The sequence below is a fragment of the Asticcacaulis sp. genome (assembly GCF_051956075.1).
Classification (GTDB): domain Bacteria; phylum Pseudomonadota; class Alphaproteobacteria; order Caulobacterales; family Caulobacteraceae; genus Asticcacaulis.
Window position 1 is genome coordinate 98,710 of the sequence record NZ_JBQCGA010000009.1, and the last position, 26,171, is coordinate 124,880.

At 62.8% G+C, this 26,171-nt stretch carries 28 protein-coding genes; 16 read left to right on the plus strand and 12 right to left on the minus strand.

Annotated features, from left to right (window positions below; translation table 11 throughout):
* The first annotated feature begins 1 nt into the window (after position 1).
* Positions 2 to 2,836, plus strand: coding sequence for a [protein-PII] uridylyltransferase (locus tag ACTHLA_RS02780; protein WP_440185177.1), 2,835 nt, complete (start codon positions 2 to 4; stop codon positions 2,834 to 2,836).
* On the opposite strand, the gene ACTHLA_RS02785 is transcribed toward ACTHLA_RS02780, so the two are convergent.
* Positions 2,837 to 3,559, minus strand: coding sequence for a MarC family protein (locus ACTHLA_RS02785; protein WP_440185180.1), 723 nt, complete (start codon positions 3,557 to 3,559; stop codon positions 2,837 to 2,839).
* A 79-nt stretch (positions 3,560 to 3,638) separates the two neighbouring features.
* Between ACTHLA_RS02785 and pyrF the strand changes: the two genes are divergently transcribed.
* A complete protein-coding gene (pyrF, locus tag ACTHLA_RS02790) occupies positions 3,639 to 4,349 on the plus strand; it encodes an orotidine-5'-phosphate decarboxylase (RefSeq protein WP_440185182.1) in 711 nt (236 codons plus the stop codon).
* Positions 4,350 to 4,409: 60 nt separating this feature from the next.
* Here pyrF and ACTHLA_RS02795 read toward each other — a convergent pair whose 3' ends face one another.
* On the minus strand, positions 4,410 to 4,622 hold the full coding sequence (locus ACTHLA_RS02795; RefSeq protein ID WP_440185185.1) for a DUF1674 domain-containing protein: 213 nt from the start codon (positions 4,620 to 4,622) through the stop codon (positions 4,410 to 4,412).
* A 91-nt stretch (positions 4,623 to 4,713) separates the two neighbouring features.
* Between ACTHLA_RS02795 and ACTHLA_RS02800 the strand changes: the two genes are divergently transcribed.
* From ACTHLA_RS02800 to ACTHLA_RS02855, 12 genes are all read left to right on the plus strand, one after another.
* Positions 4,714 to 6,051 (plus strand): RsmB/NOP family class I SAM-dependent RNA methyltransferase, encoded by a 1,338-nt coding sequence (locus ACTHLA_RS02800; RefSeq protein ID WP_440185188.1) that lies wholly within the window; start codon positions 4,714 to 4,716, stop codon positions 6,049 to 6,051.
* Positions 6,052 to 6,132: 81 nt separating this feature from the next.
* The gene (locus tag ACTHLA_RS02805; RefSeq protein WP_440185190.1) at positions 6,133 to 7,086 is read left to right on the plus strand and encodes a nucleoside hydrolase; all 954 of its coding nucleotides are present in this window, start codon (positions 6,133 to 6,135) and stop codon (positions 7,084 to 7,086) included.
* Positions 7,087 to 7,097: 11 nt separating this feature from the next.
* Positions 7,098 to 8,009 carry a ribokinase gene (locus ACTHLA_RS02810; RefSeq protein ID WP_440185192.1) on the plus strand — a complete coding sequence of 304 codons (912 nt, stop codon included), beginning with the start codon at positions 7,098 to 7,100 and terminating at the stop codon, positions 8,007 to 8,009.
* 208 nt (positions 8,010 to 8,217) lie between these two features.
* Entirely contained in the window at positions 8,218 to 8,538 is a 321-nt protein-coding gene (locus ACTHLA_RS02815; RefSeq protein WP_440185195.1) for a DUF883 family protein, read from the plus strand.
* A gap of 188 nt (positions 8,539 to 8,726) precedes the next feature.
* Positions 8,727 to 9,149 (plus strand): hypothetical protein, encoded by a 423-nt coding sequence (locus ACTHLA_RS02820; RefSeq protein ID WP_440185198.1) that lies wholly within the window; start codon positions 8,727 to 8,729, stop codon positions 9,147 to 9,149.
* Positions 9,150 to 9,342: 193 nt separating this feature from the next.
* Positions 9,343 to 11,199 (plus strand): sensor histidine kinase, encoded by a 1,857-nt coding sequence (locus tag ACTHLA_RS02825; RefSeq protein WP_440185201.1) that lies wholly within the window; start codon positions 9,343 to 9,345, stop codon positions 11,197 to 11,199.
* On the plus strand, positions 11,196 to 11,633 hold the full coding sequence (locus tag ACTHLA_RS02830; RefSeq protein ID WP_440185203.1) for a response regulator: 438 nt from the start codon (positions 11,196 to 11,198) through the stop codon (positions 11,631 to 11,633). Before ACTHLA_RS02825 ends, ACTHLA_RS02830 begins: the two co-directional genes overlap by 4 nt.
* A gap of 8 nt (positions 11,634 to 11,641) precedes the next feature.
* Positions 11,642 to 13,270 (plus strand): response regulator, encoded by a 1,629-nt coding sequence (locus tag ACTHLA_RS02835; RefSeq protein WP_440185206.1) that lies wholly within the window; start codon positions 11,642 to 11,644, stop codon positions 13,268 to 13,270.
* A gap of 107 nt (positions 13,271 to 13,377) precedes the next feature.
* The gene (locus tag ACTHLA_RS02840; RefSeq protein WP_440185209.1) at positions 13,378 to 13,557 is read left to right on the plus strand and encodes a hypothetical protein; all 180 of its coding nucleotides are present in this window, start codon (positions 13,378 to 13,380) and stop codon (positions 13,555 to 13,557) included.
* A gap of 25 nt (positions 13,558 to 13,582) precedes the next feature.
* The gene (locus ACTHLA_RS02845) at positions 13,583 to 13,777 is read left to right on the plus strand and encodes a hypothetical protein (RefSeq protein WP_440185212.1); all 195 of its coding nucleotides are present in this window, start codon (positions 13,583 to 13,585) and stop codon (positions 13,775 to 13,777) included.
* A 9-nt stretch (positions 13,778 to 13,786) separates the two neighbouring features.
* Positions 13,787 to 14,146, plus strand: a complete 360-nt coding sequence (locus ACTHLA_RS02850; protein WP_440185215.1) for a hypothetical protein — start codon at positions 13,787 to 13,789, stop codon at positions 14,144 to 14,146.
* A gap of 251 nt (positions 14,147 to 14,397) precedes the next feature.
* Complete coding sequence (locus ACTHLA_RS02855) at positions 14,398 to 15,147, plus strand: sensor histidine kinase (RefSeq protein ID WP_440185218.1); 750 nt, start codon at positions 14,398 to 14,400, stop codon at positions 15,145 to 15,147.
* A gap of 52 nt (positions 15,148 to 15,199) precedes the next feature.
* Here the strand turns inward: ACTHLA_RS02855 and ACTHLA_RS02860 are convergent, their stop codons facing one another.
* The 3 genes from ACTHLA_RS02860 to ACTHLA_RS02870 all read right to left on the minus strand — a co-directional run bounded on the left by ACTHLA_RS02860 (position 15,200) and on the right by ACTHLA_RS02870 (position 16,674).
* On the minus strand, positions 15,200 to 15,382 hold the full coding sequence (locus tag ACTHLA_RS02860; RefSeq protein ID WP_440185220.1) for a DUF1328 domain-containing protein: 183 nt from the start codon (positions 15,380 to 15,382) through the stop codon (positions 15,200 to 15,202).
* Between the two features lie 173 nt (positions 15,383 to 15,555).
* Positions 15,556 to 16,251 (minus strand): response regulator, encoded by a 696-nt coding sequence (locus ACTHLA_RS02865; RefSeq protein ID WP_440185223.1) that lies wholly within the window; start codon positions 16,249 to 16,251, stop codon positions 15,556 to 15,558.
* Between the two features lie 123 nt (positions 16,252 to 16,374).
* On the minus strand, positions 16,375 to 16,674 hold the full coding sequence (locus ACTHLA_RS02870) for a 4a-hydroxytetrahydrobiopterin dehydratase (RefSeq protein WP_440185225.1): 300 nt from the start codon (positions 16,672 to 16,674) through the stop codon (positions 16,375 to 16,377).
* A 136-nt stretch (positions 16,675 to 16,810) separates the two neighbouring features.
* Here ACTHLA_RS02870 and ACTHLA_RS02875 point away from each other — a divergent pair, with 136 nt between their 5' ends.
* Positions 16,811 to 18,694: a glycoside hydrolase family 2 protein gene (locus ACTHLA_RS02875; protein ID WP_440185228.1), complete on the plus strand. Its 1,884-nt coding sequence runs from the start codon at positions 16,811 to 16,813 to the stop codon at positions 18,692 to 18,694.
* A gap of 59 nt (positions 18,695 to 18,753) precedes the next feature.
* Here the strand turns inward: ACTHLA_RS02875 and ACTHLA_RS02880 are convergent, their stop codons facing one another.
* Positions 18,754 to 19,509, minus strand: a complete 756-nt coding sequence (locus ACTHLA_RS02880; protein ID WP_440185231.1) for a Bax inhibitor-1/YccA family protein — start codon at positions 19,507 to 19,509, stop codon at positions 18,754 to 18,756.
* 142 nt (positions 19,510 to 19,651) lie between these two features.
* Between ACTHLA_RS02880 and ACTHLA_RS02885 the strand changes: the two genes are divergently transcribed.
* Positions 19,652 to 20,440: an HpcH/HpaI aldolase/citrate lyase family protein gene (locus ACTHLA_RS02885; RefSeq protein ID WP_440185234.1), complete on the plus strand. Its 789-nt coding sequence runs from the start codon at positions 19,652 to 19,654 to the stop codon at positions 20,438 to 20,440.
* On the opposite strand, the gene metK is transcribed toward ACTHLA_RS02885, so the two are convergent.
* From metK to ACTHLA_RS02915, 6 genes are all read right to left on the minus strand, one after another.
* Entirely contained in the window at positions 20,437 to 21,612 is a 1,176-nt protein-coding gene (metK, locus tag ACTHLA_RS02890; RefSeq protein ID WP_440185237.1) for a methionine adenosyltransferase, read from the minus strand. The genes ACTHLA_RS02885 and metK overlap by 4 nt on opposite strands.
* Positions 21,613 to 21,789: 177 nt before the next feature.
* Positions 21,790 to 22,209 carry a helix-turn-helix domain-containing protein gene (locus ACTHLA_RS02895; RefSeq protein WP_440185240.1) on the minus strand — a complete coding sequence of 140 codons (420 nt, stop codon included), beginning with the start codon at positions 22,207 to 22,209 and terminating at the stop codon, positions 21,790 to 21,792.
* Positions 22,210 to 22,282: 73 nt separating this feature from the next.
* Positions 22,283 to 23,959, minus strand: a complete 1,677-nt coding sequence (gene lnt / locus ACTHLA_RS02900) for an apolipoprotein N-acyltransferase (protein WP_440185242.1) — start codon at positions 23,957 to 23,959, stop codon at positions 22,283 to 22,285.
* Complete coding sequence (locus tag ACTHLA_RS02905) at positions 23,952 to 24,875, minus strand: hemolysin family protein (RefSeq protein ID WP_440185245.1); 924 nt, start codon at positions 24,873 to 24,875, stop codon at positions 23,952 to 23,954. The genes lnt and ACTHLA_RS02905 overlap by 8 nt, the downstream gene beginning before the upstream one ends.
* A complete protein-coding gene (gene ybeY, locus ACTHLA_RS02910; protein ID WP_440185247.1) occupies positions 24,835 to 25,338 on the minus strand; it encodes an rRNA maturation RNase YbeY in 504 nt (167 codons plus the stop codon). Before ybeY ends, ACTHLA_RS02905 begins: the two co-directional genes overlap by 41 nt.
* Positions 25,339 to 25,438: 100 nt before the next feature.
* Positions 25,439 to 26,171, minus strand: a 733-nt coding sequence (locus tag ACTHLA_RS02915) for a PhoH family protein (protein ID WP_440185250.1), incomplete at its 5' end; no start/stop codon positions are given.

Here is a 26,171-nt window from a genome sequence, read left to right on the forward strand (position 1 = left end):
CATGAGCGATCTCCTCCCCATGCTCAATCAGACCCATCCCAACGCCCCGGCCTACCGGATCGACGGCGCGCAACTGCGTCAGGCCCTGACCGCGGCCTATGAAGAGTCGAATGGCGATACGCTCGATCTGCGCCGTCGCGCTGTGGCGATTCTGAAAGAGTCATGGGATCTGGCGCGCGCCGCCCTGTTCGACCGCATCGACGAGCAAAAGGGCGGCACCAGCACGGCGCGCGCTTTGGCCAAATGCGCCGACGAAATCGTCTCGGCCCTGTGGGATTTCACGCTCACCCACGTCTATCGCGCACGCAATCCGACCGAAGGCGAACGTCTGGCCCTGCTGGCGGTCGGCGGCTATGGGCGCGGCGAGCTGGCGCCGTTTTCCGATCTTGATCTTCTGTTCCTGCGCGCCGGGAAGGAGACGCCGCACTCCGAATCGGTGATCGAGTTCATCCTCTATACGCTGTGGGATCTCGGCCTGAAGGTCGGCCACGCCTCGCGCACGCTTGATGAGGCGATCAGATACGCCAAGGGCGATCACACCATCATGACCGCGCTTTTAGAGCATCGCCGCATCGCGGGCGACAAGGCGCTGGTGCAGGATTTCGACGACAAGCTGGCGAAGGACGGGCTGAAAACCGCCGCCTTCGACTTCGTCGCCGCCAAGCTGGAGGAACGCGACGCGCGCCACGTCAAGGCCGGCGCCACGCGTTTCGTCGTCGAACCGAACCTGAAAGAGGGTAAGGGGGGCTTGCGCGACCTGCACACCCTGTTCTGGATCGCCAGATACCTGTCAGGCGAGGCGGCCAAGTCCAGAGGCGGCTGGGGCGCGCTCGACGCTATCCTGACCGATAAGGAGCGCGGCGTCTTCAAACGCGCCTTCGACTTTCTGTGGAAGGTGCGCATCCTGGTCCATATCGTCTCCGGGCGCGCCGAGGAGCGCCTGAGCTTCGATCTGCAACCGGAAATCGCCCGTCGCATGGGCTTTATGGACCGCAATGGCGAGCCGAATGTCGAGCGCTTCATGCGCCGCTACTTCATCACCGCCAAGGAGGTCGGCGCTCTAACGCGCGCCTTCTGCGCCAAGCTGGAGGAGCAACGCGCCAAGCCGCTGGCCCGTCTGTCCAGCCTGATCCAGTCGGGGCTGATGAATCTGACGCGCGCCGATCATCCGGGCTTTGTCGTGGTTGGCGGGCGCTTAAGCGTTCAGTCGCCGGACATTTTCGTCAAATCGCCGGTGGCGATGTTCCTGCTGTTCAAGATGGCGGACCGGCTGGAAATCGACCTGCACCCGGACGCCTTCACCGCCATTGCGCGCCATCTCGACCTGATCACGCCGTCCTTGCGCCGCAACGCCGAGGCGTCGCGCCTGTTTCTCGATCTTCTGGTGCGCGGCAAGACTCCGTACCGGACCTTGAGCCTGATGGCGGAGACGGGGCTGCTGGGCCGGTATATCCCCGAATTCGGCCGCATCGTCGCCCAGACCCAGTTCAACATGTATCACGCCTATACGGTCGACGAGCACACCCTGCGCGCCATCGACATCATTCACGGCATAGATACCGGACGTTATCGCGACGATCATCCACTGGCCACCTCAATCATGCCGCATCTTGCCGACAAGGAGACCCTCTATCTGGCCATGCTGCTGCACGACACCGGCAAGGGCGGCGAGGACGGGCAGGAGATCGGCGGCGAGATCGCGGCGCGCAAGGCGTGCGAGCGGCTGGGCCTGGAAGACTGGAAGGTCGAGCAGGTCGCCTGGCTGGTGCGCCACCACCTCGTCCTCAGCGACTATGCGCAGAAACGCGACGTTTCCGATCCAGAGACGGTCGCGGCCTTTGCGCGCATCGTCGAAACGCCGGAGCGCCTGCGCCAATTGCTGATCCTGACCGTAGCCGACATCCGCGCCGTCGGGCCGGGCGTGTGGAACGGCTGGAAGGGCCAGTTGATGCGCGACCTGTTCGCGGCGACCGAAAGCGCGTTTCGCGGCGGGCGCAATTCCGACGCTCTGAGCGGCATCCGCGAAGAACTCAACGAACGCGCCGAGGCGCGCCGCGCCATCCTGTCGGACGACAAGACCGATATGGCGATCTGGCTGGCGACCATGGACGACACCTATCTGTTCTCTTTCACCCCGGATGAAATCCGTCAGCACGCCGCTCTGGTGTGGTCGAGCTTTGAGTCCGAGCCGGCGGTCAAGGCGCATATCGACGCGCAGCGCAACGCCACCGCCTTCCTGATCTCCGCCGACGACCGGCCCGGCCTGTTCGCCGATGTGTCGCGCGCCTTCGCCAATTTAGGCGGCAATGTCGTCGGCGCGCAGGTCTATACGTCGAAGACGGGGCACGCGCTTGACATCATTTACGTACAGGACGCGCAAGGCCTGCCGTTCGGCCATGACGACGCGGCGCGCGTGAAAGACGCCGAGACTCAGCTTGAGGCCGCCGCCAAGGGCCAGTTGCCGCCCGCCGTGCGCTGGACGTCGAGTCTGGCCAATCGCGCCGCCGCCTTCGCCATCGCGCCGACCGTGACCTTTGACGACGACGCCAACGCCGCCGCCACCATTGTCGAGGTGTCGGGCCGCGACCGTCCGGGCCTGCTGGCCGACATTGTCGAAGCCATCGCCAAGGCGCATCTCGACATCGCGTCGGCGCACATCGACTGTTACGGCGAGCGCGCGGTGGACGCCTTCTATGTCACCGACCATTTCCGTAAGGCGCAATTGTCCGGCGGGCAGAAACAGGCTTTGAAAAAGGCGTTGCTGGCTGTGCTGGATCAGGCGCCTGTCGCGCCCAAGCGTCATCTGGCGCGCGCCCGCGCCTCCACAGCCCGCTGACTATTTGTGATGATCGGCGTAAGGATGCGCCGCCGACGGCAGGATGATATTGTGGGTGATCTCGCTGACCGCCGAGATGATGATCTGCACCGACAGTGCGCACAGGATCAGACCCAGCACGCGCACCACCACCACCATGCCGACGCGCCCGAACAGGCGTGAGATTGAGTTGGAGAACAAAAGCGTGACCAGAATCGCCGCCGCCGTGGTCAGGATCGCCGCGACGCCGACGGCATAGCCGACCAGACCGAAATCCTTGGCGAAACCGGCTTGAATCACCACGGTCGAAATGGTGCCGGGGCCAACCATGAGCGGAAAGGCGAAGGGCACGACCAGCTTTTCGAAGCTTTTTTTGGCGCTCTCGCGATGGCCGAGCGGCTTGACGCCGATGGCGTCGCCGCCCTCTTTAACCTCCTCAGCGTGGCTGAAGGTTTCCAGAAAATCGCCGCGCGCCATGTCCAGCCCCATCAGGAACAGCAGAAGACCGCCCGCAATGCGGAAGGCGTCCATGGAAATACCGAAGAATTTCAGGATGTTCAGGCCCGCGAAAAAGAACAGAGTCAGGATGAGGGCGGTGAAGATCGAGATATAGATGGACAGCCAGCGCCGCGAGGACGGGCTCTGGCTCTGGGTCGCCGCCGCATAGATGGGGACATTGCCGATCGGGTCGATCAGCGCGAAAAGCGTAATGAAGAAGTTGACGTAGAACGCAACGAGGGTCATGAGACGCTTCTGCTGGCTGAGAGGTGACGACTCACCCTTGATACCACAGCCTCCGTTACAGTTGAAACCGGGAAGTCCCATGACCTTCAAAGCCGATCCGCGCCTGATCGTGGCGCTCGACGAACCGAACCTTGAAGCGGCGCGCGCCCTGATCGCGACGCTGGGCGACATGGTCAGCTTCTACAAGATCGGCCTGACCCTGCTGGCGCAGAATGACGCAAAGGGCGGTGGGCTGGCGCTGTGCGAAGACCTGGCGGCGGACGGACGCATGATCTTTCAGGACTGGAAGCTGCACGATATCGGCGCGCAGGTTGAGGGCGCGGCGCGCGCGGCCTCATCGGGCGCCTGTCATCTGCTGACCGTCCACGCCGAGCCGCAGGTGATGAAGGCCGCCGTCGCGGGGCGTGACAATCCCGATTGCAAGATTATCGGCGTGACGGTGCTGACCAGTCTGAACCAGGGCGATCTCGATGAGATGGGCTATGGACTGGACCTGCGCGACCTGATTATGCGCCGCGTCGATCAGGCGGTGGCCTGCGGGCTTGACGGCGTGGTCGCCAGCCCTCAGGAGGCCGAAATGATCCGCGCGCGTGTGCCGGAAGACTTCCTGATCGTAACGCCCGGCGTGCGCCCGGTTGGCGCGGCGCTCGACGATCAGCAGCGCGTGGCGACGCCGCAGGAAGCCCTGCTCAACGGCGCCTCGCATGTCGTGGTCGGGCGTCCGATCACCCGCGCGCCGGACCCGCGCGAAGCCGCCCAGAACATTCTGGCGGCGATCCATAACGTCTAGAGTGTTTGCTTTGTCGCTCTTCCTAACCCAAAAAGTGGAACCACTTTTTGGGGAAACGCTTTAAAAATCGACCGCGATCCCTTTACGCTCCCAGTCGCCATAGCGCGTCGGCTCCGGGCCGTCGGGGCCGCCTTCTTCCTTCGCGCGCTGCGCCTCAGCCTCAGCCTTCGCGCGGCGCTCGGCGGCCTCGGCCAGAGCGCGCTGCGCCTCGGGCGTCAGAACCTTTTTCGGTTCGAGCGCGGACAGGTCATCTGGGGCGGCGGCGTCGGTCATAGGCGGATTTTAAGGCCGCCCGCGCATGGACTCAAGCGGTAAAAGCGCTTATGACGCGCGGCTTCCTTCCCAGCATCTTCGAGCCCGCATCATGTCCAAGCCCGACACATCCGAATCGCCCGACATCGGCATGAAGGCGCGCATCGCCGCGCTCGACCTGATCCGCGCCGCGCAAGCCAAGCGCTCCGGCTTCGATGAAGCGGTGGCCAATCCGGCCTTTCTGGCGCTGAGCGAAGGCGAACGCAGTTTCGCGCGCGCCATGGCGCTGCTGCTGCTGCGTCGCCTCGGCCAGATCGACCATGTGATCGACAAACGCCTGAAAAAAGAGCCGAACGATGAGGTCATCGACCTGTTGCGGCTGGGCCTTGTGCAGATCGGCTATATGAATGTCCCGGACTTCGCCGCCGTCTCAACCACGGTCAAGCTGGCCGAACGCACCAATGCGACGCGGCCCTATAAGGGTCTGATCAACGCCATCCTGCGCGGCGTTTTGCGTGACCGTGCGGCGGGCCGCGACCCGCTGACGAAGCCGGACGCGACGAAGCTGGTTCCCGACTGGCTGTTTCAGCGCTGGAAGATCGCCTATGGCGAGGATGAGGCGCGCGGCATGGCGCTGGTCCTGACCGAGGAGCCCGCCACCGATCTCAGCTTCAAGACGGCCCCGGACATGGCGCGGTTACAGGAGGCTTTGCAGGGCGAAGCGTTGGCGCCAAGCGTCCTGCGCAGTTCTTTGCGCGGCGATGTGCGCGACTGGGCGGGCTATGGCGAAGGCGTGTGGTGGGTGCAGGACGCCTCGGCCTCCACGCCGGTCAACCTGCTTGGCGACCTTACGGATAAGACCGTCATCGACCTGTGCGCCGCGCCGGGGGGCAAGACGCTGCAACTGCTGGCGGCGGGCGCGACGGTAGTCGCGCTCGACCGCTCGAAGAACCGGCTCAAGCGCATTGATGAGAATCTCGCGCGTATCGGCTATCAGGCCGAACTGCATATGGCCGACGCTGAAGGCTTCGACGATTCCAGAAAGTTCGACATTGTTCTGCTCGACGCGCCGTGCAGCGCCACCGGCACCTATCGCCGCCAGCCCGACGTGCTGTGGGCGACGCGACCGGCTGATATCGCCAAGCTGGCCGACGTCCAGCATCGCCTGCTCGACTCGGCGGCGGACCGCGTCGCCAATGGTGGCGAGCTGGTCTATTGCACCTGCTCGCTGGAACGTGAGGAGGGCGAGACGCAGGTGCTGGCCTTCCTGCGCCGTCATAAGGATTTCGAGCTGGTGAAGATGACGCCGGAAGACGCTGCTGCGCATGGCGCTCCCGCGGCCAGCGTGCGCCCGGAAGGCTGGCTGCGTCTTCTGCCGCATCAGCGCTCCGGCGGTCAGGACGGTTTCTTTATCGCGCGGTTGAAACGGAGCCCCAGCCGTCAGGGATGATGTCCGGGGCAAAAAATCATTTCCACCGCAACCGGAATGCGCCTAGTCTCCGCTCCCCCGCACAGGAGCCGACCGCGCATAATGCCCAATCAGACGCCGAGAAAGATCATTATCGACACCGATCCCGGTCAGGACGACGCCATCGCCCTGTTGCTGGCTCTGGCCTCGCCGGACGAGCTTGATGTGCTGGGCGTGATTGCGGTGGCGGGCAATGTGCCGCTGCATCATACGCTCAACAACGCCCGTCGCGTGGTTGAGCTGTCCGGACGCGCGGATGTGCCGGTGTTCGCCGGATCGGAACGCCCCCTGCGCCGCACGCTGGTCACCGCCGAACAGGTGCATGGCGTCACCGGTCTCGACGGCGTCGATCTGCCGCCGCCGTCCCTGCCGGAACAGGCGCAAGGCGGCGTCGATTTTCTGATCGAAACCTTGCGCGCCGCCGAGGATGGCGAGATCACTCTGGTCACGCTGGGCGCGATGACCGATCTCGGTCATGCCTTTACGCGCGCGCCGGACGTGGTGGCCAAGGTGCGCGAGGTCGTGCTGATGGGCGGCTCGTGGCATGAGGGCGGCAACATCACCCCGGCGGCGGAGTTCAACATCTATGTCGATCCCGACGCCGCGGACATCGTGTTCAAAAGCGGCGTTCCGCTGGTCATGCTGCCGCTCGACGCCACGCACGGCGTGCGCTCGACGCCGGAGCGGATGGCGCGTTTGCGCGCCCTGCCCAATCGCTGCGGGCCGATGGCGGCGCAGATTCTGAAGGCGTCAGAGGCCTGGGATCTGGCCAAGTTCGGCTGGGACGGCGCGCCTTTGCACGACCCCTGCACCATCGCTTATCTTTTGCAGCCGGAGCTGTTTTCCGGGCGGCGCGTCAATGTCGAGATTGAGACGCAGAGCGAGCTGACCCTCGGCATGACCGTGGTGGACTGGTGGAGGGCGACCGGGCGCGCGCCCAACGCCCTGTTCCTCAATCAGGCCGACGCCGATGGCTTCTACGCCCTGCTAAGCGAGCGCCTGAGCCGACTGCCATAAAGGAAAGCGCCATGAAACCCGTCGTCGTCGTCGGCAGCGTCAATATCGACTTCTCAATCTGCGTCGCAGAGCTGCCGCGCCCGCATGAGACCCTGCTGGGCGGCGATCTTGAGGTGCGCGTCGGCGGCAAGGGGCTCAATCAGGCGACAGCCTGCGCGCGGCTGGGGCTGGAGACGCATCTGATCGGCGCCGTCGGCTCCGACGCCTTCGCCGAACAGGCGCTGGCGCATCTGAAAACGCGCGGCGTCCTGGCGCATCACGTCCACCGTCTGCACTGCGCCACCGGCGCGGCTTCGATCTGCGTGGCGCCGGACGGCGCCAATATGATCGTGGTCGCGCCGGGCGCCAATGCCCGCCTGACGCCGCAGCATGTCGAACAGGCCGAAGCGCTGATCCGCGAGGCGTCGGCGGTCGTCGCGCAGCTTGAGACGCCACTGGCGACGGTCAAGGCGGCGCTGGAGATCGCGCGCCGACATGCGGTCCTGACCGTGCTCAATCCGGCGCCGGTCGATGCGCGCGTGCTGGACCTGCTGCCGCTGGTCGATCTGGTCACGCCGAACGAGACGGAGCTGGTGCGCCTGACCGGCGTGACGGGCCAGGACGATGCGGCTTTGCGCGAAGGTCTGAGCCGCCTGCTGGCGGCGGGCGCCGAGCGCGCCGTGGTGACACTGGGCCGGCAGGGTTGCGCCGCGCTGATCGACGGCGAACTGCTGCGAATTCCCGCCTTTGCCGTTGAGGCGGTCGATGCGGTCGGGGCGGGCGATGTCTTCAACGTCGCCCTGATCAGCCGCATCCTGCGCGGTCATGAGCTACCGGAGGCCATGCGCTTCGCAGCGGCGGCGGCGGCGCTTTCGGTCACTCGCCCCGGCGCCGATGGCGCGCCATCCGAAGCCGAGGTCGCGGCTTTTCTCGCAGGCGCCTGAATTCGCCTGGCGGGCGTTTTTACCGCAAATTTACGCGCTGCGGCGCGGCGCCGCATGGCTTCCTTAAAGGGCTTGCGAGACAGTGCGGCCATCGCGTTCACGACGGATGCGCCCGCCGCCCTTACCGCCCCCCCTAGCCCAAGGGTTTCTGGCCGCCGGACGTGAACGCGATCCCCATAACCCATTTTCGTCTCAACAGGAGACTCCCATGCTTTCGTCCGCCACCAAGGCTGCCGCCAACGTCACCAAGAAGCTGGCTGAGAACGACATCCGCAACAGCGCCCGCGACGCTGTGGATGACGCCGCCGACGCGCTGGACGGCAAGGCGCATCACATGATGGACCGCGTCAATGATTACGCGCATGACGCCGGCGCCAAGGTGCGCGATCTTTACGACCGCACCCGCGACACCACCAGCCGCGTCAGCCATGACGTCGAAACCGAAATCAAGTCCAACCCGGTGCGCTCGTCGCTGATCGCGCTCGGCGCCGGTTTCATCCTCGGCGCCCTGTTCGCCAACCGTCGCTAGAGCGCTTTTCGATCTGAACTCAGATCGGCGCTCTAAGTTTTTGTTTTGTCGCTTTTGCTTGTCCAAAAAGTGGAGCCACTTTTTTGGGGAAACGCTCTCTGCGATAACGCTGCGCGCCGAAGCCCCCGAGCGTCGCGCGGCGCCTGCGTCCCGAATACGTTCAGGAGAAACGCCAACCGGAGCCTGTCATGCTGTTGCTCACACGACTGATCGAGTTGCTGTCCGTCAACAGACGCCTGAAAACATCCAGACCCTATGTTCTCAGCGCTCTGACAGGTTTCGCCGTGCTGGCCCTTCTGGGCGTATTCGGGACGATACTTTGCGCGCTGATCGTCAGCGGCCTGTTGTGGCTGAGTTTTGATCAGATGCTGGCGGCGGGCCTGGGCGTCGGCGCTTCGGCGATAGCCACGACGATGATCGCTGTTGTCGTATTGATGTTCGTCGGCCTGACGGCGTCGCGTGTGTGGCGGGGCGTGCGGGCGGATATCGGCCAGGTTATCGACGGTCAGGCCCCGCTGATCGCGCCGGTGATCGACAAGACGAGCGATGTGCTGGGCGGGCTGGCCAACGCCTTCGCCAGCGGATTGAAAAAACACGCGGACAAGCGCTGAAATACGCTTGTAACGTGATCACGTAAGTCGGCGTTTACGCCATACTTACACCTTTTTCCCCGCCTCTTATTGTTCCATTACCGACCGCGCAGTAAGGTCCACAGACACGGTCCGGCGACGACCTGTGATCATGTCGGCGCTTATCAGGTGGAGACGACGGCGCCCGCGCCGCGCAAACGGGTTTGGTTAGTCAATGCGGATGCCCTGGGGCCTGAGCGTCAAGCATGTGTATCTCGCCTTTTTCAGCCTGATATCCATCGCCCTGTGCGCCTTCAGCCTGATCATTTTCAGCCAGTACAAGATATCTCAGAATCTCAACGAATATACGCGCTACCAGTACGAAAACATCCGGCTGAGCAAGATCATCCTGTTGGACGTGGTCAATATGGAGACCGGGGCGCGCGGCTATATTCTGTCCGGCGACAAGACCTATCTGCAACCCTATGAGCAGGCGTCAGAGCGCTTGCAGGATGAGGTGCTATCCTTACGCAACGCCACCTATTACGAAGACAATTCCTTCGCCGAGACCAACGCCTGGCTCGACCGTATCGACACCATCCAGACCCTGTTGCAGAACCAGATCGCCTATGCGCGCAGCCACGGCGCCGGCAAGCTGGACGTGGCGGATATGAGCAAGTCGAAAACCGCGATGGACGCCCTGCGCGCGACGATCGACGGTTCGATCCAGCAGCGGCTGGACGCGCTGAAACTGCGCATCGACCTGGTGAATCACCAGAAGAACAATCTGATCTGGGTGCTGGTGATCGGCACGGCGGCGGGCATCGCCATCCTGTTGGCCGGCACGGTGATGATCATTCGGCTGGAGGACGAAAACGAGGCCATCGAGGACGAGAACCAGCGCGCCGAACTGCGCTTCCGCACCGTGATGAACGGCATTAATGACGGGGTGTATGAGATCAACTTCGTCAACGAGACCATGTACATGTCCAAGGAGCTGAAAGCCATGCTCGGCTATGGCGAGAGCGAGCTGGACAACGACATCAACGTCATCACCCCGATGATCCATCCCGATGATGTCGAGAGCTTCTTCAAGGTGCGCCACGACTATGTGACGCGCAAGAGCCGCGATTATGTCAACATCTTCCGCCTGCGCCACAAGGACGGCTCCTGGCGCTGGATCATGGCGCGCGGCGTCGGCGCCTGGGACCGGTTCGGCCAGATTCGCACCCTGATCGGCACCCATACCGACATCACCGAGCAGAAAAGGCGCGAGGAGGAGTTGCGCCTGCTCAACGCCGATATGGAGGCCTTCACCTATATAACCTCGCACGATATGCGTTCGCCTCTGGTCAATCTGAAGGGCTTTTCGCACGAATTGCACATCGCGCTCGATCAGGTCCGCGAGGTGCTGAACGGCCAGAAAAAGAAGCTGAGCGCCGCCGCCCAGAGCCAGCTCGATACGCTGTTGCAGCACGATATTCCCGAAAGCCTCGGCTTTATCGGCAACGCGGTCGATCGTATGGACACCCTGACCACGGCCATTCTCGACCTGTCGCGCATCGGCAAGTTCGCCTATCGCGAAACCGCCGTCGATTCGCGCATTATCATCGAAAAATGTCTGGGCGCGCAAAGTTACGAAATCTCGGCCAAGGGCGTTAACGTACACGTCGCCGACATGCCCATTCTGATGACCGACGCCGTGGCGCTGGAACAGATCTTCTCCAACCTGCTCGACAATGCGGTCAAATATCTCAAGCCCGATCGGCCCGGCGAGATCGAGATCGGCTGCCGTGAGACGGCGCGCGACCATGTCTTTTACCTGCGCGATAACGGACGCGGTATCGACCCGGCCGATTCCGACCGCGTATTCAATATCTTCCGGCGCGCGCGCAATGCGGGCGACGTGCGCGGCCTCGGCATCGGCATGGCCTATGTCAAGGCGTCCTTGCGCAAGATGTCCGGCGCCATCTGGTTCGAATCGGCCCTCGACGTCGGCACGACCTTCTTCGTCAGCCTGCCGAAAAAACCGCTGGTCGCGACCGAGGTTGTCCCCGACACCGAGCCCGAAACCGAGGGGTTCGAGGCATGACCGGTTTCAGCGATCCCTTCACCCTGGTGCTGGTTGAGGACGATGAAGGCCACGCGCGCCTGATCAGCCGCAATCTGCAACGCATCGGCGTGCTCAATCCGATTGTGCGGCTGCATAATGGCGAAGAAGCGCTGAGCTGGCTGTTCGGGCCGCGCGACGGGCGCCGGTTTGTGGTCATTCTCGATCTGAACCTGCCCGACATCGACGGGTTCGAGATTTTGCAGCGCCTCAAGGCGGACGCCGCGACCCGGAACGCGCCGGTGATCGTCCTGACCACGACCGATCATCCGAACGATATCGAGCGCTGTTTCGCGCTTGGCTGTGACGGCTTCCTGACCAAGCCGGTCAATCAGGCCGATTTCGCCGCCAGCCTGGGCAAGCTGGGCCTGACGCTCAGCACGGTCCACGTTCCGCATCTACGCGACAGGAGCTAAAGCGCGCCATGCCAACCCCGCCGCCCGCCGACCCCCACGCCGCTGCGACGCCGCACGCCGGTTTGCGCGACATCCTCTATGTCGAGGACGACGCGGCGCTGGCGCGGCTGCTGCAAAAGCGCATGGAGCGCATCGGACTGCGCGTCGATCTGGCCGATACCGCCGAGGACGGCCTTCAGAGGCTGCATGCGCGCGCCTATGATCTGGTGCTGGTCGATTACAACCTGCCGGGCATGAGCGGGCTGGACCTGCTGGACCGGATGAACGAGCTGCCGCTGACCCCGCCCGCCGTCATCCTGACCGTCGGCGGCGATGAGCGCATCGCCCTGGCCGCGCTCGAAAAGGGCGCCGCCGACTATGCGGTCAAGGACGTCAACCAGACCTATCTTGACCTGCTGCCCGCCATCATGGTCGCCGCCTTCACCAAGGAGCGGCTGTTGCGCGAAAACGCCCAGCAGAGCGTCGAGCTGAAACAGGCCAAGGAGCGCGCCGAGGCCGCCAGCCAGGCCAAGAGCCGCTTCCTGGCGACGATGAGCCATGAGATCCGCACGCCGATGAATGTGGTGACGGGGCTGGCCTCGGTGCTGGCGCGCACGCGTCTCGACGATGAGCAGAAGAAGATGGTCGAGACCCTGCGCACCAATGCCGACCTGTTGCTCAAGCTGATCAATGACCTTCTGGATATCAGCCGCATCGAGGACGACCATATCGACCTGGAGAGCATTCCGTACGCCGTGGCGGCGGTGCTGGAGGACATCCGGCTGATGTTCGCGCAGGACATTGAGCGCAAGGGCTTGACCCTGCGCATCGACGACGCCACCCACGGCGTCACCGTGCTGGGCGACCGCTCGCGCCTGCAACAGGTCTTGATGAATCTCGTCTCCAACGCGCTGAAATTCACCGATTCCGGTGAGATCGCCATCGCGGCCCGCGCCGATTGCCAGGATGAGGTCTGCGCGCTCGACATCGTGGTCAGCGACACCGGCATCGGCATTCCCGACGATAAGCTGGCCGTCATCTTCGACAAGTTCACCCAGGCCGACGAAACCATCACCCGCCGCTTCGGCGGTTCGGGTCTGGGCCTGTCGATCGCGCGCTCGCTGGCGCAACTGATGGGCGGCGATATTGCGGTGCGCAGCCAGCGCGGCGAAGGCTCGTCCTTTCACTTGACGCTGACCCTGCCGCGCATCGAAGCGCCCGCCGCAGAGGCTGCGCCGCGGCCCGATTATCGACCCGTCGTTCCGGCGGATGGAGCGCCGCCCTGCGTGCTGATCGTCGAGGACTATGAGCCGAACATCATGGTGCTGTCGCTGATGCTGGAGGAACTGGGCTATGCGACGCGCTCGGCGGGCTCCGGGCCGGAGGCGCTGCGCCTGATCCGCGAGGCGGATCGACCGTTTCACGCCGTGCTGATGGACGTGCAGATGCACGGCATGGACGGGCTGGAATGCACGGGCTGCATCCGCGATCTGGAAGCGGCGGGCGAGACGCCGGACGGCGCGCGCCACACCATTATCGGCGTGACCGCGCACGCCCTGGCCGGCGATCGCGAGCGCTGTCTGGCGGCGGGGATGGACGACTATATCTCCAAGCCCGTCCTGCCCGATATTCTGGCGCAGAAGCTGGCCGGACGGTAAGACCGTCCTTTTACCGCACGTTTATCGCGGTCTTGCGGGTTAAGCACTGAGCCCTTGCAGAGTTTGGCCTACACCTGAAAGCCAGTTCAGTTTTCAGGAGGCGTCCCATGCCGATCACGCCGCAAGCGCCGCAACCCGACCCCAATCCGCAGCCGGATATTCCTCAGCCGACGCCGGAGCCCGGTCTGCCGCAACCGGGCGGGCCGGACGTCAATCCCGCCCCGGAACCGCCGGGCAATCCTGAATTGCCGTCGGAAATTCCTCCTGTCACCCAGCCTGAAATCTGACATCTCGCACACAAGGATCGCCCGCATGCAAAGCCAATCGCAACCGGCCCAGATCATCCCCTTCCCGCGCGCCAAACGCCCGACGCCCGGCAGTTGGCGCGTCACCATCGACGGCGAATATTCCGACGATGACGTGTTGCCGCCGGAAATGTTCGATGACGAGGACGACCGCGATGAACTGGCCGTTTATGTCCAGATAGCGGACCATTGGAACGACTGAGGGGCGCGCATGAACCGGTCCGGCGGCAGCTTTTTGCAAACCCTGTTGATCTTTATCCTGCTGATCGTGGTGATCGTGGCCGGGATATGGTTCTACAACGCCCATCACCGCCCGACAGCCGGGCAGGAGATCGGCAAGGCGATCGACGCCATCCCACCCGCCGTCTCAAGCGCCGCGACCGACATCAAAGAATCCGGCGCCTATGACAGCGCCGCGACGGCGCTCGACAATGCGGGCGACGCGGCGGCCAGCGCCCTGTCGAAAACCGGCGCGGCGGCGTCGAGCGCGGTGTCTGAGACCTCCGCCGACGTCAAGGCCGCAGCCAATAAACAAAAGCAACAGGACCGCAGCGCGTCCTCATCGCACTAACAAGGAGACACCCAATGAAAGGTCTTATTCTGTGGCTGGTCGGCGTGCCTTTGCCAGTGGTCATTCTGCTTTATCTGTTCCATGTGATTCACTGACCGGGTTTCGCATCCGACAGGATCAGGCGCTCGCTGATCGCACGCGCGGACAGTGGCGGGAGCAAGGCCATGCCCTTGCTCCTTTGCGTTGACGTCGACGCATTTTTTAAAAATGAACGATTTGCGCCTTGCGGTCGTATTGGTAACATAGCCCTCATGACTCCCGACGATATGTCTTCGCCGACCCATGATGAAATTCGCGAGTATCTGCATCGGCAGATGCTGTCGTCGGTGTCGCATGACCTGAAGACGCCGCTGGCCACGATCATCGGCTCGCTGGAGGTCATGACCATGCTGTATGACCGCTTGAGCGAGGAAAAGCGCCGCTCGCTGATCAGTTCGGCCCTGACCGAGGCCTTCCGGCTCGACTATTTCATCACCAATATTCTCGACATGGCCAAGTTCGAGGCCGACGCGGTGCGTCCGCGTCTGGAGGCGGCGCGGCTCGGCCAGATGATTCAGGATGCTCAGGCGCGGCTGGGACCGTTGAAGACGCGTGGGGAATTGCGCGTCACTGCGGCAGGACGCGACGAACTGACCACCGACCCGATGCTCGGCGCGCGCGCCATCGGTCTGGTGCTGCACAACGCCTACAAGTTCGGCGGTCGCAAGGCGGGCCGCACCGAAGACAATCCGCTGATCGAAGTCTCTTATGGCGTCGCCAATGGCGAGGGTTTCGTGCGCATCCGCGACCATGGCGAGGGCATTCCGCCGGAGATGCAGACCGCCGTGTTCGACAAATATATGCGGCTGCAAAAGGCCGATCAGCAGAACGCCGGCACGGGTCTGGGCCTGACCATCTGCCAGTCGATCATGCGCCTGCTGGATGGGCGTATCGAGGTCAGCAACCACCCCGACGGCGGCGCCGTCTTCACGCTCTACTATCCTGACAAGACGCGAGGCTGACGCAAAAAAGCCGCCCCGGAAGGAGCGGCTTTTTTTGCGATCCGTGCGTGATTTACACGGGCGGCGCGGCGTTGCGCCCGGTGATCATGCGATAGACCAGGCCGGCGATGAACAGCACCACAAAAATGACGGCGATGAACTTGGCGATTTCCGCGAAGGTTCCGGCCAGCCCAGTGAAGCCGAAAAAGGCCGCAATGACCGCCAGAATGAAGAAGGTGATGATCCAGTTAAGCATGGGATTCTCCAGAACCTGAAACTTTCCATCAGCTTATAAATGCAACGATAAGGAAGCAAAGCTTACCGCATGGACGCACATAAGGAAGATGTAAGCCTCAAGGTTACAATGAAAAGCGCCGACCGGCTTCGTACCGATCGGCGCTTTTCAATGTTATGGCGATCGGATGGGGCCTACGCCACCTGATCCATGCGGTAGCCGATGCCAGATTCCGACACGATTGACTTGCCCAGACCGGGGCGGGCCTCCAGCTTTTCGCGCACCTGACCGATATAGACGCGCAAATATTGCGTATCCTCAAGGTGCGCCGGACCCCAGACCTCTTTCAGGATCTGCTTGTGCGTCAGCATGCGGCCGCGATTGACCAGGAAGAAGCGCAGCAGGTCGTATTCCTTGGGCGTGAAGCTGACCTTATCGTCGTCGATAAAAACTTCGTGACGCACCAGGTCCATACGGATCGGGCCGTGGATGATTTCCGGCTCGCCGACCTCGCGCACCGCCGATTTGCGTAAATTGGCGTTGATGCGCGCCAGCAGCACCTCGGCGGAGAAGGGCTTGGTGACGTAATCGTCGGCGCCGGCGTTCAGCGCAGGGGCGGCGTCCATATCCTCGGCGCGCGCGGTCAGCACCACGATCGGCACGTTCGACCATTCGCGCACCTTGGTGATCACGTCCTTGCCGTCGATATCGGGCAGGCCAAGATCGAGCAGGATCAGATCGGGCCGCACCGAGGCGCTCATGCGCAGGGCCTGTTTGCCCGAATCGCATTCGCAGACCTTGAAATCGGCGGCGTCGAGAAAAATGCCCAGCATTTTGCGGATTTCTTCTTCGTCATCCACCACCAGGATCGTGTTCTTCTTTTCGAGCATCGCTAGTTCCGTGCGTTAAATCAGGACAGATGCGACGCGCTGAGAGAACAGCTGAGGCCCGCCGCTTGAGTGTATTGGGTTTAGGGTCAGAAAAATAAAAATGAAATGCGGTAGTCGGACGCCTCATTTTACCGTTTTGCGCGCCGCCGCGTCGATCCGAATGGCCAGGTTCAGATCGCGCGGCGTCAGGCCGCCCGCATCGTGCGTCGTCAGCCGTATCGACACCCGATTATAGACGTTCGACCATTCCGGATGGTGGTCCATAAGGTCGGCCTCAGCGGCGACCTCGGTCATGAAGGCCCAGGCGGTCTTGAAATCGGCGAAATGGAAATTGCGGTGAATAGCCGCCGCGCCGTCCTCCAGCGTCCAGTCGTCCAGCGTGGCGACCTGTTGCGCGGCCTCGGGCGCGGTAAGTTTCTGCATGATGTGTCTCCCTGACGCGGCGGATTATAGGGCGGCTTTCACATCGGTCGCAAGTTCGTGAAGCGATGGCGCGGGGGTTTACTTGGTCTGACCGATGGGCCAGATAGGTTTGATAAGAAGAATGGAGGACGACCCGATGAAAATGTTAAGCGCATCTGTCCTGAGCCTGCTGTGGGCCGCCGCGACGCCCGCCCTGGCGGGACCGGCGGGCGCCGCTGCGAATCCGGCCTATAAGGACATTGTCCCCGACAGGGTCATGGTGGACGCCGACTTACGCGCCGGTCTGAACCTCGACGGCGCATGGCGTTATTCGGTCGATCCTTATAAGGACGGTCTGGCCGACTTCCTCGGTAAATCGACCGATGTGCGCCACGGACGCGGCGCCGACATCGTGGTGGCGGATGAGGAAAAGGCGCATCCGAACGCCTTGTTTGAGTACGATCTCGGCAATGCGCCGCTGGGCGAAGTGCCTTCCTCCTGGATCGGTTACGATCCAAGCTTGCGCTATTATAACGGCCTGATGTGGTATCAGAAACGCTTCGACGCCGGGCCGGAACTGATCCGTAAGGACGGGCGCGTCTTCCTGCATTTCGACGCCGCCGACTATCACGCCATGATCTATCTCAATGGCCGCAAGCTTGGCGAGCATTTTGGCGGCTTCACGCCCTTCACCTTCGAGGTCACGGACATCATCCGCGCCAAGGACAACAACCTCGTCGTCGGCGTCGATTCCACGCGCACCGCCGACACGATCCCGCCGACCGTCACCGATTGGGAGACCTATGGCGGCATTACGCGCGACGTAAAGCTGATCGCGACGCCCGCCACCTATATCGACGACGCTTTCATCCGCCTGACGAAAGACGGCCAGATCCGGGCCGATATGGCGCTCGACGGCGCGGGCAAGGCCGGTCAGGCGGTTGAGATCACGGTTGCAGGGACGAAGCTCGACCTGAAGGGAACCACGGACGCGGATGGCCGCGCCTCAATGAGCGCCCCGGCGCCCAAAGGGCTGAACCTGTGGTCGCCGGATACGCCGACGCTTTACAACGTCATCTTCAAGGCGGGCAGCGATGCGATCACCGACCAGATCGGTTTTCGCACCATCGAAGTGCAGGGAACGAAAATCCTGCTCAACGGCAAGCCGATCTTCCTGCGCGGCATCGCCCTGCACGAGGAGGAGTTTGGCCCCAATCCGTCGCGCCGCATCACCGAAGAAGCTTCGCGCGCCCTGTTGACCGAGGTTAAGGACGGGCTGCATGGCAACTATGTCCGTCTGGCCCACTACCCGCACAACGAGATCACCACGCGCATGGCCGATAAGATGGGGCTTCTGGTGTGGAGTGAAATCCCCGTCTATTGGAGCGTGAATTTCACCAGCCCCGACACGCTGAAAACCGCCCAGACCATGCTGGCCGAAAACATCCTGCGCGATCGCAACCGCGCCGCCATCGGCCTGTGGAGCGTCGGCAACGAGACGCCGGTGTCGGACGCGCGCAACGCCTTCCTCGGCGCGCTGGCCAAAGAGGCGCGCGATCTGGACGGCACGCGGCTGGTGACGGCGGCGCTGAACACCGCCACGGTCAACGGTCCGACCGATATTTCGATCAAGGATCCGCTGGCCGCCGATCTCGACGTCATCGGCATCAACACCTATGCGGGCTGGTACGGGAACAACACGCTCGACGACGTGAAGAAGACCGTCTGGCATTCCGACTACAACAAGCCGATGATCTTCTCCGAGTTCGGGGCGGGCGCCAAGTTCGGCTATCACGACCCGGACGAACAGCACCGCTTCAGCGAGGACTATCAGGCCAGCTATTACAAGGCGACCCTGGCTATGGCGGACAACATCCCGTTTCTGGCGGGCATGTCGCCTTGGATCCTCAAGGACTTCCGTTCGCCGCGCCGCCAGAACATCTATCAGCAGGGCTGGAACCGCAAGGGGCTGGAGGATGAGAACGGCCATCGCAAGCTGGCCTTCGACGTGCTGAGCGCCTATTACAAGGCCAAACAGTAGGCATCAAAAAAGCCCTCCGGCGGAAACCGGAGGGCTTTTGATTTTGGCTGAGTGCGCGACTAGCGGCGACCGCCGCCAAACAGGCGCAGGATGCTCAAAAACAGGTTGATGAAATTGATGTACAGCGACAGGGCGCCGTAATAGGTCATCGCCGCCAGACCGGTTGCACTGTGCTCCAGCGAATAATAGACCTGCTTAAGCTGTTGGGTCTGATAGGCCAGCAGGCCCGAAAAGATCAGCACGCCCGCCGCCGAAATCACCAGATCGAACATCCCGCTCTTGAGCAGGAAGACATTGACCAGCGAGGCGATAATCAGACCGAACACGGCCATGATGAGGAAGGAGCCCCAACCGGTCATATTGGTCTTGGTCGTGTAGCCCCACACCGACAGGGCGCCGAAGGCCGCCGCCGTGATGAAGAAGGTCGAGGCCAGCGAAGTCGCCGTATAAAGCAGGAAGATCGACGACAGCGACACGCCCATGATCGCCACGAAGGCCCAGTAGAACAGCGCCATCGCGGCCACGTTCATGCGCGACATCACCGCGCCTGACAGGAAGGACAGGACCAGAGGCGCGAACAGAAACAGATAGCCGACGCCGGTATAACCGGCGATCTGACCTTCCGGCGTCACGCGATAGAGCATCTGAAGGAACATCGGCGAATGGGCGACCGCCCAGGCCGTCGCGCCGGTCAGCAGCAAGCCCAGCGCCATCTTCTGATAGATGCCGAGCAGGAAGCGCTTCAGGCCCAGATCGCGGGCCTGGTCCTCGACCGTAGGCCGGGCGCGCGTGTTTTGACCGACAAAGTCGTTCATCGAAAACCCCTGTATTGCCATGACGGGGAATGATGCCGCCGCCATCGTTAGGTGAGACTAATATGGGACCGCGGCAAAGGTGTGGCAAGGGGTTTGCGCCGATTCCGCCCCGTCTGGTATAGCAGGGACGAGGAGACCGCTCATGTACCGCACCGTTTTGTTCATTCCGTCCGCCAATGCCCGCGCCGTCGCCAAAGCGCCGAGCTTGAAGGCGGATGCGCTGATCTTCGATCTGGAGGACGCTGTCGGGGCGCCGGAGCGCGAAGTGGCGCTGGAAAACCTGCGCGGCGTTTTGTCTCAGGACTTCGCCGCGGCGCATGTGCTGGTCCGCATCCATCCGGGCAGTCTGAACGCCATCCACAAGGCGCTGGCGGGTTCAAAGCTCGACGGGCTGGTCGTCCCCAAGGTCAACGGAACCGAAGATCTGCGCGCGGTGATGATGGCGTGGCCGAAGATTCCGGTGTGGGCGATGATCGAAACCGCCGAGGGCGTCGCCAATCTGTGGGAGATTGCGGGCATGCCGCTGGCGGGCCTGATCGCGGGGCCGAACGATTTACGCAAATCCCTGCGCACGCGCCCCCTGCCGCAACGCGCCGACATCGCTTACGCCCTGTCGCAGATCGTCGTGCATGCGCGCGCCCACAATCTCGTGGCGCTGGACGGCGTTTATAACGCCTTTCGCGACGCGGAGGGCTTTCGGGCCGAATGCGAGCACGGACGCGCGCTCGGCTTCGACGGCAAGACCCTGATCCATCCCGGCCAAATCGCGCCGTGCCATGCCGCCTTTTCGCCGTCTGACGCCGAGATCGCTTGGGCCCAGGCGGTGGTCGCCGCCTTTGCCGACACCGGAGCGGGCGTGGTCGCCGTCAATGGCGAGATGGTTGAGCGCCTGCATCTGGCGCAGGCGCAGGCCCTTCTTGACGCCAGTTAAAACGCGCCCTTGAGCGCCTCGACCAGGTCGGTGCGCTCCCACGAAAAGCCGCCGTCGGCGTCGGGCTGGCGACCGAAATGGCCATAGGCGGTGGTGCGCTGATAGATCGGGCGGTTGAGGCCCAGATGGGTGCGGATCGAACGCGGCGTCAGGCCGCCGATCAGTTCCGGCAGGATGGCCTCCAGCTTTTCCTCGGACACCTCGCCCGTGCCATGCGTATCGACATAGAAGCTCAAAGGGCGCGACACGCCGATGGCGTAGGAGACCTGCAAGGTGCATTTCTTCGCCAGACCCGCCGCCACGACATTCTTGGCCAGATAGCGCAGCGCATAGGCCGCCGAACGGTCCACCTTGGTCGGATCCTTGCCCGAAAAGGCGCCGCCGCCGTGCGGGGCCGCGCCGCCATAGGTATCGACAATGATCTTGCGCCCGGTCAGGCCTGCGTCGCCATCCGGGCCGCCGATGACGAAATTGCCGGTCGGATTGACCAGCCACTCGGTCTCGTCGGTCACCATGCCGTCGGGCAGGACGTCGAGCGCGTAGGGTTTGATGATCGCCTCGACATCCTTGGGCGTCAGGCCGTCATCATGCTGATGCGAGACGAGGATTTTCAGGATGCGCGCCGGGACGCCGTTTTCGTACTGCACCGTCACCTGGCTCTTGGCGTCGGGCTCAAGCTGCGGCGCCTGACCGGAACGGCGGGCCTCGGCGAGGCGACGCAGGATGTTGTGCGACCATTGCAACGGCGCCGAGGTCAGCTCCTCGGTCTCGGCGGTCGCGTAGCCGAACATGATGCCCTGATCGCCCGCGCCCTCATCCTTGTTGTGACCGGAATCGACGCCCATGGCGATATCGGCTGACTGGGCGTGCAGGTAGCAGGCGTAATCGGCGGTCGCCCAGTGAAAGCCCTTCTGCGCGTAGCCGATATCCTTGACGGCGTGGCGCACCTTCTCTTCAAGACCGTGGATGATGCCTTCGATCTCGTCGTCGCCTGCGCGCACCTCGCCGGCCAGCACGATGCGATTGGTCGTCACCAGCGTCTCGCAGGCGACGCGCGCTTCGGGGTCGCGCGCCAGAAAGGCGTCAACCACCACATCGGAGATGCGGTCGGCGACCTTATCGGGATGGCCTTCGGAAACGCTTTCGGAGGTGAAGATGTAGGAGGAACGCATGGCCGGACTTTCCAATCGCTAAGGTTTGGCATAACCATATAAAGATATGTTTATATCATCAAGACATTTCTGCGCGTTCGTAACAGACGATAAAGGCCCTGACGCCATAGCGACAGAGCCTCATCCGGCGCCTTGAAGCGTCGGTTCTTATGCAGACTGCGTCCGCTTACGCCCTGATCAGGCGTCGTTGTCTTCCGCCAGGGCGCGCACCAGGTCGAGGATGCGGCGACGGAATTTCGGGTTCTTGATGCGTGGAAAGGCTTCCGCCAGTTCGATGCCTTCGGTGGTCATCAGGAAGCCGTGTACGAACTGCTCGGATTCGGATTCGCTGAAGCCTTCGACCGCTTCATTCTCGCCATAGCCTTCAAAGAAATAGGCGACAGGCGCCTTGAGCGCCTTGGCGATTTCGTACAGTTTCGACGCGCTGATGCGGTTGGAACCGCGTTCATACTTCTGCACCTGCTGGAAGGTGAGGTCGATGGTTTCCGCCAGACCTTCCTGACTCATTCCCAGAAATTTGCGGCGCATTCGTACGCGTGCGCCCACGTGTAAATCGACCGGGTTGGGGCCACGGTCCGCTTTAAAGTTTTCGTCCAACTTAGCCTCTTATCATTTGAACGACCGATCAGGGCCGGATCAATTTATACGTTCAGCGGGGGCTGTACGGTCCCTAGCGCGAAGTTTTTTTCGCGACTAGGTTTTTTTTGATCCATGGCATACAAGTATCAAACGCAGCAATAATCAAGCCCAGAATAGTAATAAGCCAGAGGCTGACATTGCGCTGCCCTTCATAAGCGGTAACCGGCGCCGGTTTTGGTAAATTTACGTCTCTATAACCACGCTGATCGAGGTTGATTTCGCTGCCTTTGACCACACGCCCGAGGGGATCGATAAGAACAGATATTCCCGTCGGAGTTGATCTTATCATCGGCAGGCCTTCTTCTATTGCGCGAAAACTGGCCAGGTTGAGGTGTTGTCTGGGGCCGCTGGTCGGGCCGAACCAGGCGTCATTGGAGATATTAACGATCCATTGGGGCCGCAGTTTGTCGTCGTTATTGCGATACAGGCGCTGGTCGAGACTGGGGAAAATGCCCTCATAACAGATCAGCGGCAGGAAGCGCGGTATGGCGCCGACGCTCATTGGCTGCGTGCGCGCGCCGCGCGTAAAGCTGTCGTCGAAATGGGTCAGGGCCTCAATGCCCAGCGGTTTCAGAACGCTCTCAAACGGCGTGAACTCGCCGAACGGCACCAGTTTGAACTTGTTGTAGGCGCCTTCGATTACGGTCTGGCCCTGATGGCGCGTCAGAACCAGCAGCGAATTGCGCCACACGGCCTTGTTCTGCGGCGTGACGTCGCGACGACTGAAGCCGACGATCAGCGACTGGTTCTCACGCAACAGGTTCGCCATGACCGGCGCGGTCCAGGCGTCCTGCGAAAACACCGCCTCAGCCGGAAAGGGCAGGGCGCCCTCGGGCCAGACGATCAGGTCGGGAACCTTATGGCCGGGCGCGGGAGGCGCCTTGCTCATATTGACATAGGAATCGAACAGGTCGCCGAAATTGTCGGCGTCCCACTTGGCCGCCTGACCGATGTTCGGCTGCACGATGCGCACTGTAAAGTCGCTGAACCTCACCGGCGTCGTTCGCAGGCGAATCTCGCCCAGAGCAAAGCAGGCGGTGAAGACGAGGAGGCCGAAAATGGCGGGCGCATAGCCCCTGATCCCGCGTCCGCGCCGCACGACGCCGAGGCTGGAAAAGATCAGCACGGTTATGAAGCCGAGGCCATAAACCCCCACATAGGCGGCCATCTGCGACATCGCATCGCCCGCGCGCCAGGTCGCGCCCGCCGGATCCCATGGAAAGCCGGATAGAACCATGCCGCGCAAATATTCAAACGTCGTGAAGGCGCAGGCGAAGAAGACGAAGCGCTTGACGCCCGATGGCCGAAACCGGCTGTAAACGACGCCGAACGCGCCCCAGAACAGGCCGACCCCGGCGGGCAGCAGCATGACCGCGAACGGCGCCATCCAGCCATAGGTGGCCGCATCGACCAAAAACGCCTCGGCGACCCAGAAACAGCCGACGAGGAAATAGAAGAACCCGGCCAGCCAGCCCATGAAGAAGGCGGTGCGCTTCGGATAGGGGCCGAGCTCCTGCTCCAGCGCCCATAACAGCAACGGATAGCCCAGCAGGCCCGGAAGGAAGGAAAACGGCGGCTGCGCCAAGGCCAGGATCAGCCCGGCCAGACCCGCCAGCATACGCGGACGCCGGTGGACATTGCCCAGCCATGCGCGCGTCGGCGCCAGCCAGTTTTGACCTCGCCCTTTCGCCGTCTTGCTGTCAGTCATCGGCGGCGGTCAGGTCCGGCAGGGCCGCGTTATCGGCAGGGCCGCGCCGGTGCAGGCGCAGCTTATTGATGCGGCGCGCATCGGCGTCCACGACCTCAATATCGAGGCCCTTGGCCGGATAGGGAATGACCTCGCCGCGCTGCGGCACGCGTCCGGCCAGCACCGCGACCAGACCGGCCAGGGTGTCGATCTCCTCCTCAGTGTCCTCTGGATAAAGGCTGAGGCCAAGTTTGGCTTCGAGATCGCTCAGCTCCATGCGCCCGCCCGCTTCGATCTGGCCGTTGGGAAGTTCGCGATATTCCTCCAGTTCGGCCTCATCATATTCATCCTCGATGTCGCCGACCACGGCTTCGAGCAGGTCTTCCAGCGTCACGAGGCCGTCCGTGCCGCCGAATTCGTCGATGACCAGCGCCATATGGATGCGGCGCGCCTGCATGCGCAGCAGAAGTTCCGCCGTGGTCATCGAAGTCGGCACGTAAAGAACCTCGCGGCGCAGGCGATGCAGAACCGGCTCGCTCCAGTTGAAGGCCGGCCAGTTGTCCATCGGCATGTCGGGGCTGAGGATGCGCAGCACGTCCTTCATGTGGATGACGCCGACCGGATCGTCGAGCGTCTCGCGATAGATGGGCAGGCGCGAATGTTCGCTGTCGACGAACAGCCGCACCACATCGGCCAGCGGCGAGGCCAGTTCGACGCCGACAATATCGACGCGCGGCGTCATGACGTCGGCCACGGTCAGGGTCTGAAAGGCGCGGGCGTGGCGGATCAGATCGCCGTCGCTATGGCCTTCGCTGTCTTCGCGGTCATCGCCATGTGTCGGCTTTGCGCCGAGGCCAAGAAAGGTGAACAAGCTTTTTTTCTGCGGCGGTTCCGGGTCAGGCATGATCGTCGTTTGCGGCATAAGGGTCGGGGACATTCAGTCCCTTGAGAATATCGCGCTCCAAAGCCTCCATCTCCTCGGCCTCGTCATCGCGGATATGATCATAACCCAATAAATGCAAAGCGCCATGCACGCTGAGATGCAGGACATGATTTTTCAGGCTCTTGCCCTGTTCTGCCGCCTCGCGCACGCAGGTCTCGAAACCGAGCGCGATGTCGCCCAGATGCGTCATGCCGGGGGCGATCTTCTGCATCGATTTCGGCGCCGGAAAGCTCAGCACATTGGTCGCTTTATCCTTGGCGCGGTGTTCCTTGTTGAGCGCGCGCATTTCGGCGTCATCGCACAGAAGCACGACGACATCGGCCTGACCGTCGATCTCGACCGCATTCAGCGCCGCGGTCACACCGGACTCCACAAGGTTTTGCGCATCGGGCAGCGCCTCCAGCCAGCGCTCGTCCTCAATCTCGATATCAATCAGATGCTCTATTTTATCGCTCACGACAGTCTCACTATCGTTCGACGTCTCCGCGGGGGCGGCGAACGGTCGCCGACGCCCGGTCGGGCGCTGGCGCAGCACAAAAAGGTATTTTTGCGCTGCTTCATTTGAACTCATTATCATAGGCCCGGACGATGCGCGCGACCAACTCATGCCGCACAATGTCCTCGGCGGTCAGTTCCGACATGCCGACGCCCTGCACGCGGTCGAGCAGGTGCACGGCGTGGACAAGGCCCGACTCGCCGCGATGCGGCAGGTCGATTTGCGACGGATCGCCCGTGACGACCATTTTCGAGCCTTCGCCAAGCCGGGTCAGGATCATCTTCATCTGCATGCGCGTCGTGTTCTGCGCCTCGTCGATAATGACATAGGCGTAAGACAGGGTGCGCCCGCGCATATAGGCCAGCGGCGCGACCTCGATCTCACGGCTTTCGCGCTTTTTGGCCAGCACCTGCGGCCCCAGAATGTCGTCGAGCGCCTGCCAGATCGGCGTCAGATAGGGGTCGATCTTTTCGTTCAGGTCGCCGGGCAGGAAGCCGAGCCGCTCGCCCGCCTCGACCGCCGGACGCGTGATGATCAGGCGATCCACCGCCCCTTTCAGCAGCAGCGACACGCCATGCGCGACGGCCAGAAAGGTCTTGCCCGAACCTGCCGGGCCAAGACCGAAGACCAGATCAAAGCGGCGCAGCGCGTCGAGATAGGCGGCCTGACCGGGCGTTTTGGCCACGATCGCGCCCCGGCGTCCCATTACGACGGCGGTTTGCGCGGCATGGCCCCCCGGGGCGCGAAGCTGCGGCGTGTCGGTGAGCGGCGGTGAAGGATTCTGGATCAGGCGG

Coding starts and splice junctions, on each gene's coding strand:
- ACTHLA_RS02780 (WP_440185177.1), top strand. CDS start 2: ATGAGCGATCTCCTCCCCATGCTCAATCAGACCCATCCCAACGCCCCG.
- ACTHLA_RS02785 (WP_440185180.1), bottom strand. CDS start 3,559: ATGACCCTCGTTGCGTTCTACGTCAACTTCTTCATTACGCTTTTCGCG.
- pyrF (WP_440185182.1), top strand. CDS start 3,639: ATGACCTTCAAAGCCGATCCGCGCCTGATCGTGGCGCTCGACGAACCG.
- ACTHLA_RS02795 (WP_440185185.1), bottom strand. CDS start 4,622: ATGACCGACGCCGCCGCCCCAGATGACCTGTCCGCGCTCGAACCGAAA.
- ACTHLA_RS02800 (WP_440185188.1), top strand. CDS start 4,714: ATGTCCAAGCCCGACACATCCGAATCGCCCGACATCGGCATGAAGGCG.
- ACTHLA_RS02805 (WP_440185190.1), top strand. CDS start 6,133: ATGCCCAATCAGACGCCGAGAAAGATCATTATCGACACCGATCCCGGT.
- ACTHLA_RS02810 (WP_440185192.1), top strand. CDS start 7,098: ATGAAACCCGTCGTCGTCGTCGGCAGCGTCAATATCGACTTCTCAATC.
- ACTHLA_RS02815 (WP_440185195.1), top strand. CDS start 8,218: ATGCTTTCGTCCGCCACCAAGGCTGCCGCCAACGTCACCAAGAAGCTG.
- ACTHLA_RS02820 (WP_440185198.1), top strand. CDS start 8,727: ATGCTGTTGCTCACACGACTGATCGAGTTGCTGTCCGTCAACAGACGC.
- ACTHLA_RS02825 (WP_440185201.1), top strand. CDS start 9,343: ATGCGGATGCCCTGGGGCCTGAGCGTCAAGCATGTGTATCTCGCCTTT.
- ACTHLA_RS02830 (WP_440185203.1), top strand. CDS start 11,196: ATGACCGGTTTCAGCGATCCCTTCACCCTGGTGCTGGTTGAGGACGAT.
- ACTHLA_RS02835 (WP_440185206.1), top strand. CDS start 11,642: ATGCCAACCCCGCCGCCCGCCGACCCCCACGCCGCTGCGACGCCGCAC.
- ACTHLA_RS02840 (WP_440185209.1), top strand. CDS start 13,378: ATGCCGATCACGCCGCAAGCGCCGCAACCCGACCCCAATCCGCAGCCG.
- ACTHLA_RS02845 (WP_440185212.1), top strand. CDS start 13,583: ATGCAAAGCCAATCGCAACCGGCCCAGATCATCCCCTTCCCGCGCGCC.
- ACTHLA_RS02850 (WP_440185215.1), top strand. CDS start 13,787: ATGAACCGGTCCGGCGGCAGCTTTTTGCAAACCCTGTTGATCTTTATC.
- ACTHLA_RS02855 (WP_440185218.1), top strand. CDS start 14,398: ATGACTCCCGACGATATGTCTTCGCCGACCCATGATGAAATTCGCGAG.
- ACTHLA_RS02860 (WP_440185220.1), bottom strand. CDS start 15,382: ATGCTTAACTGGATCATCACCTTCTTCATTCTGGCGGTCATTGCGGCC.
- ACTHLA_RS02865 (WP_440185223.1), bottom strand. CDS start 16,251: ATGCTCGAAAAGAAGAACACGATCCTGGTGGTGGATGACGAAGAAGAA.
- ACTHLA_RS02870 (WP_440185225.1), bottom strand. CDS start 16,674: ATGCAGAAACTTACCGCGCCCGAGGCCGCGCAACAGGTCGCCACGCTG.
- ACTHLA_RS02875 (WP_440185228.1), top strand. CDS start 16,811: ATGAAAATGTTAAGCGCATCTGTCCTGAGCCTGCTGTGGGCCGCCGCG.
- ACTHLA_RS02880 (WP_440185231.1), bottom strand. CDS start 19,509: ATGAACGACTTTGTCGGTCAAAACACGCGCGCCCGGCCTACGGTCGAG.
- ACTHLA_RS02885 (WP_440185234.1), top strand. CDS start 19,652: ATGTACCGCACCGTTTTGTTCATTCCGTCCGCCAATGCCCGCGCCGTC.
- metK (WP_440185237.1), bottom strand. CDS start 21,612: ATGCGTTCCTCCTACATCTTCACCTCCGAAAGCGTTTCCGAAGGCCAT.
- lnt (WP_440185242.1), bottom strand. CDS start 23,959: ATGACTGACAGCAAGACGGCGAAAGGGCGAGGTCAAAACTGGCTGGCG.
- ACTHLA_RS02905 (WP_440185245.1), bottom strand. CDS start 24,875: ATGTCCCCGACCCTTATGCCGCAAACGACGATCATGCCTGACCCGGAA.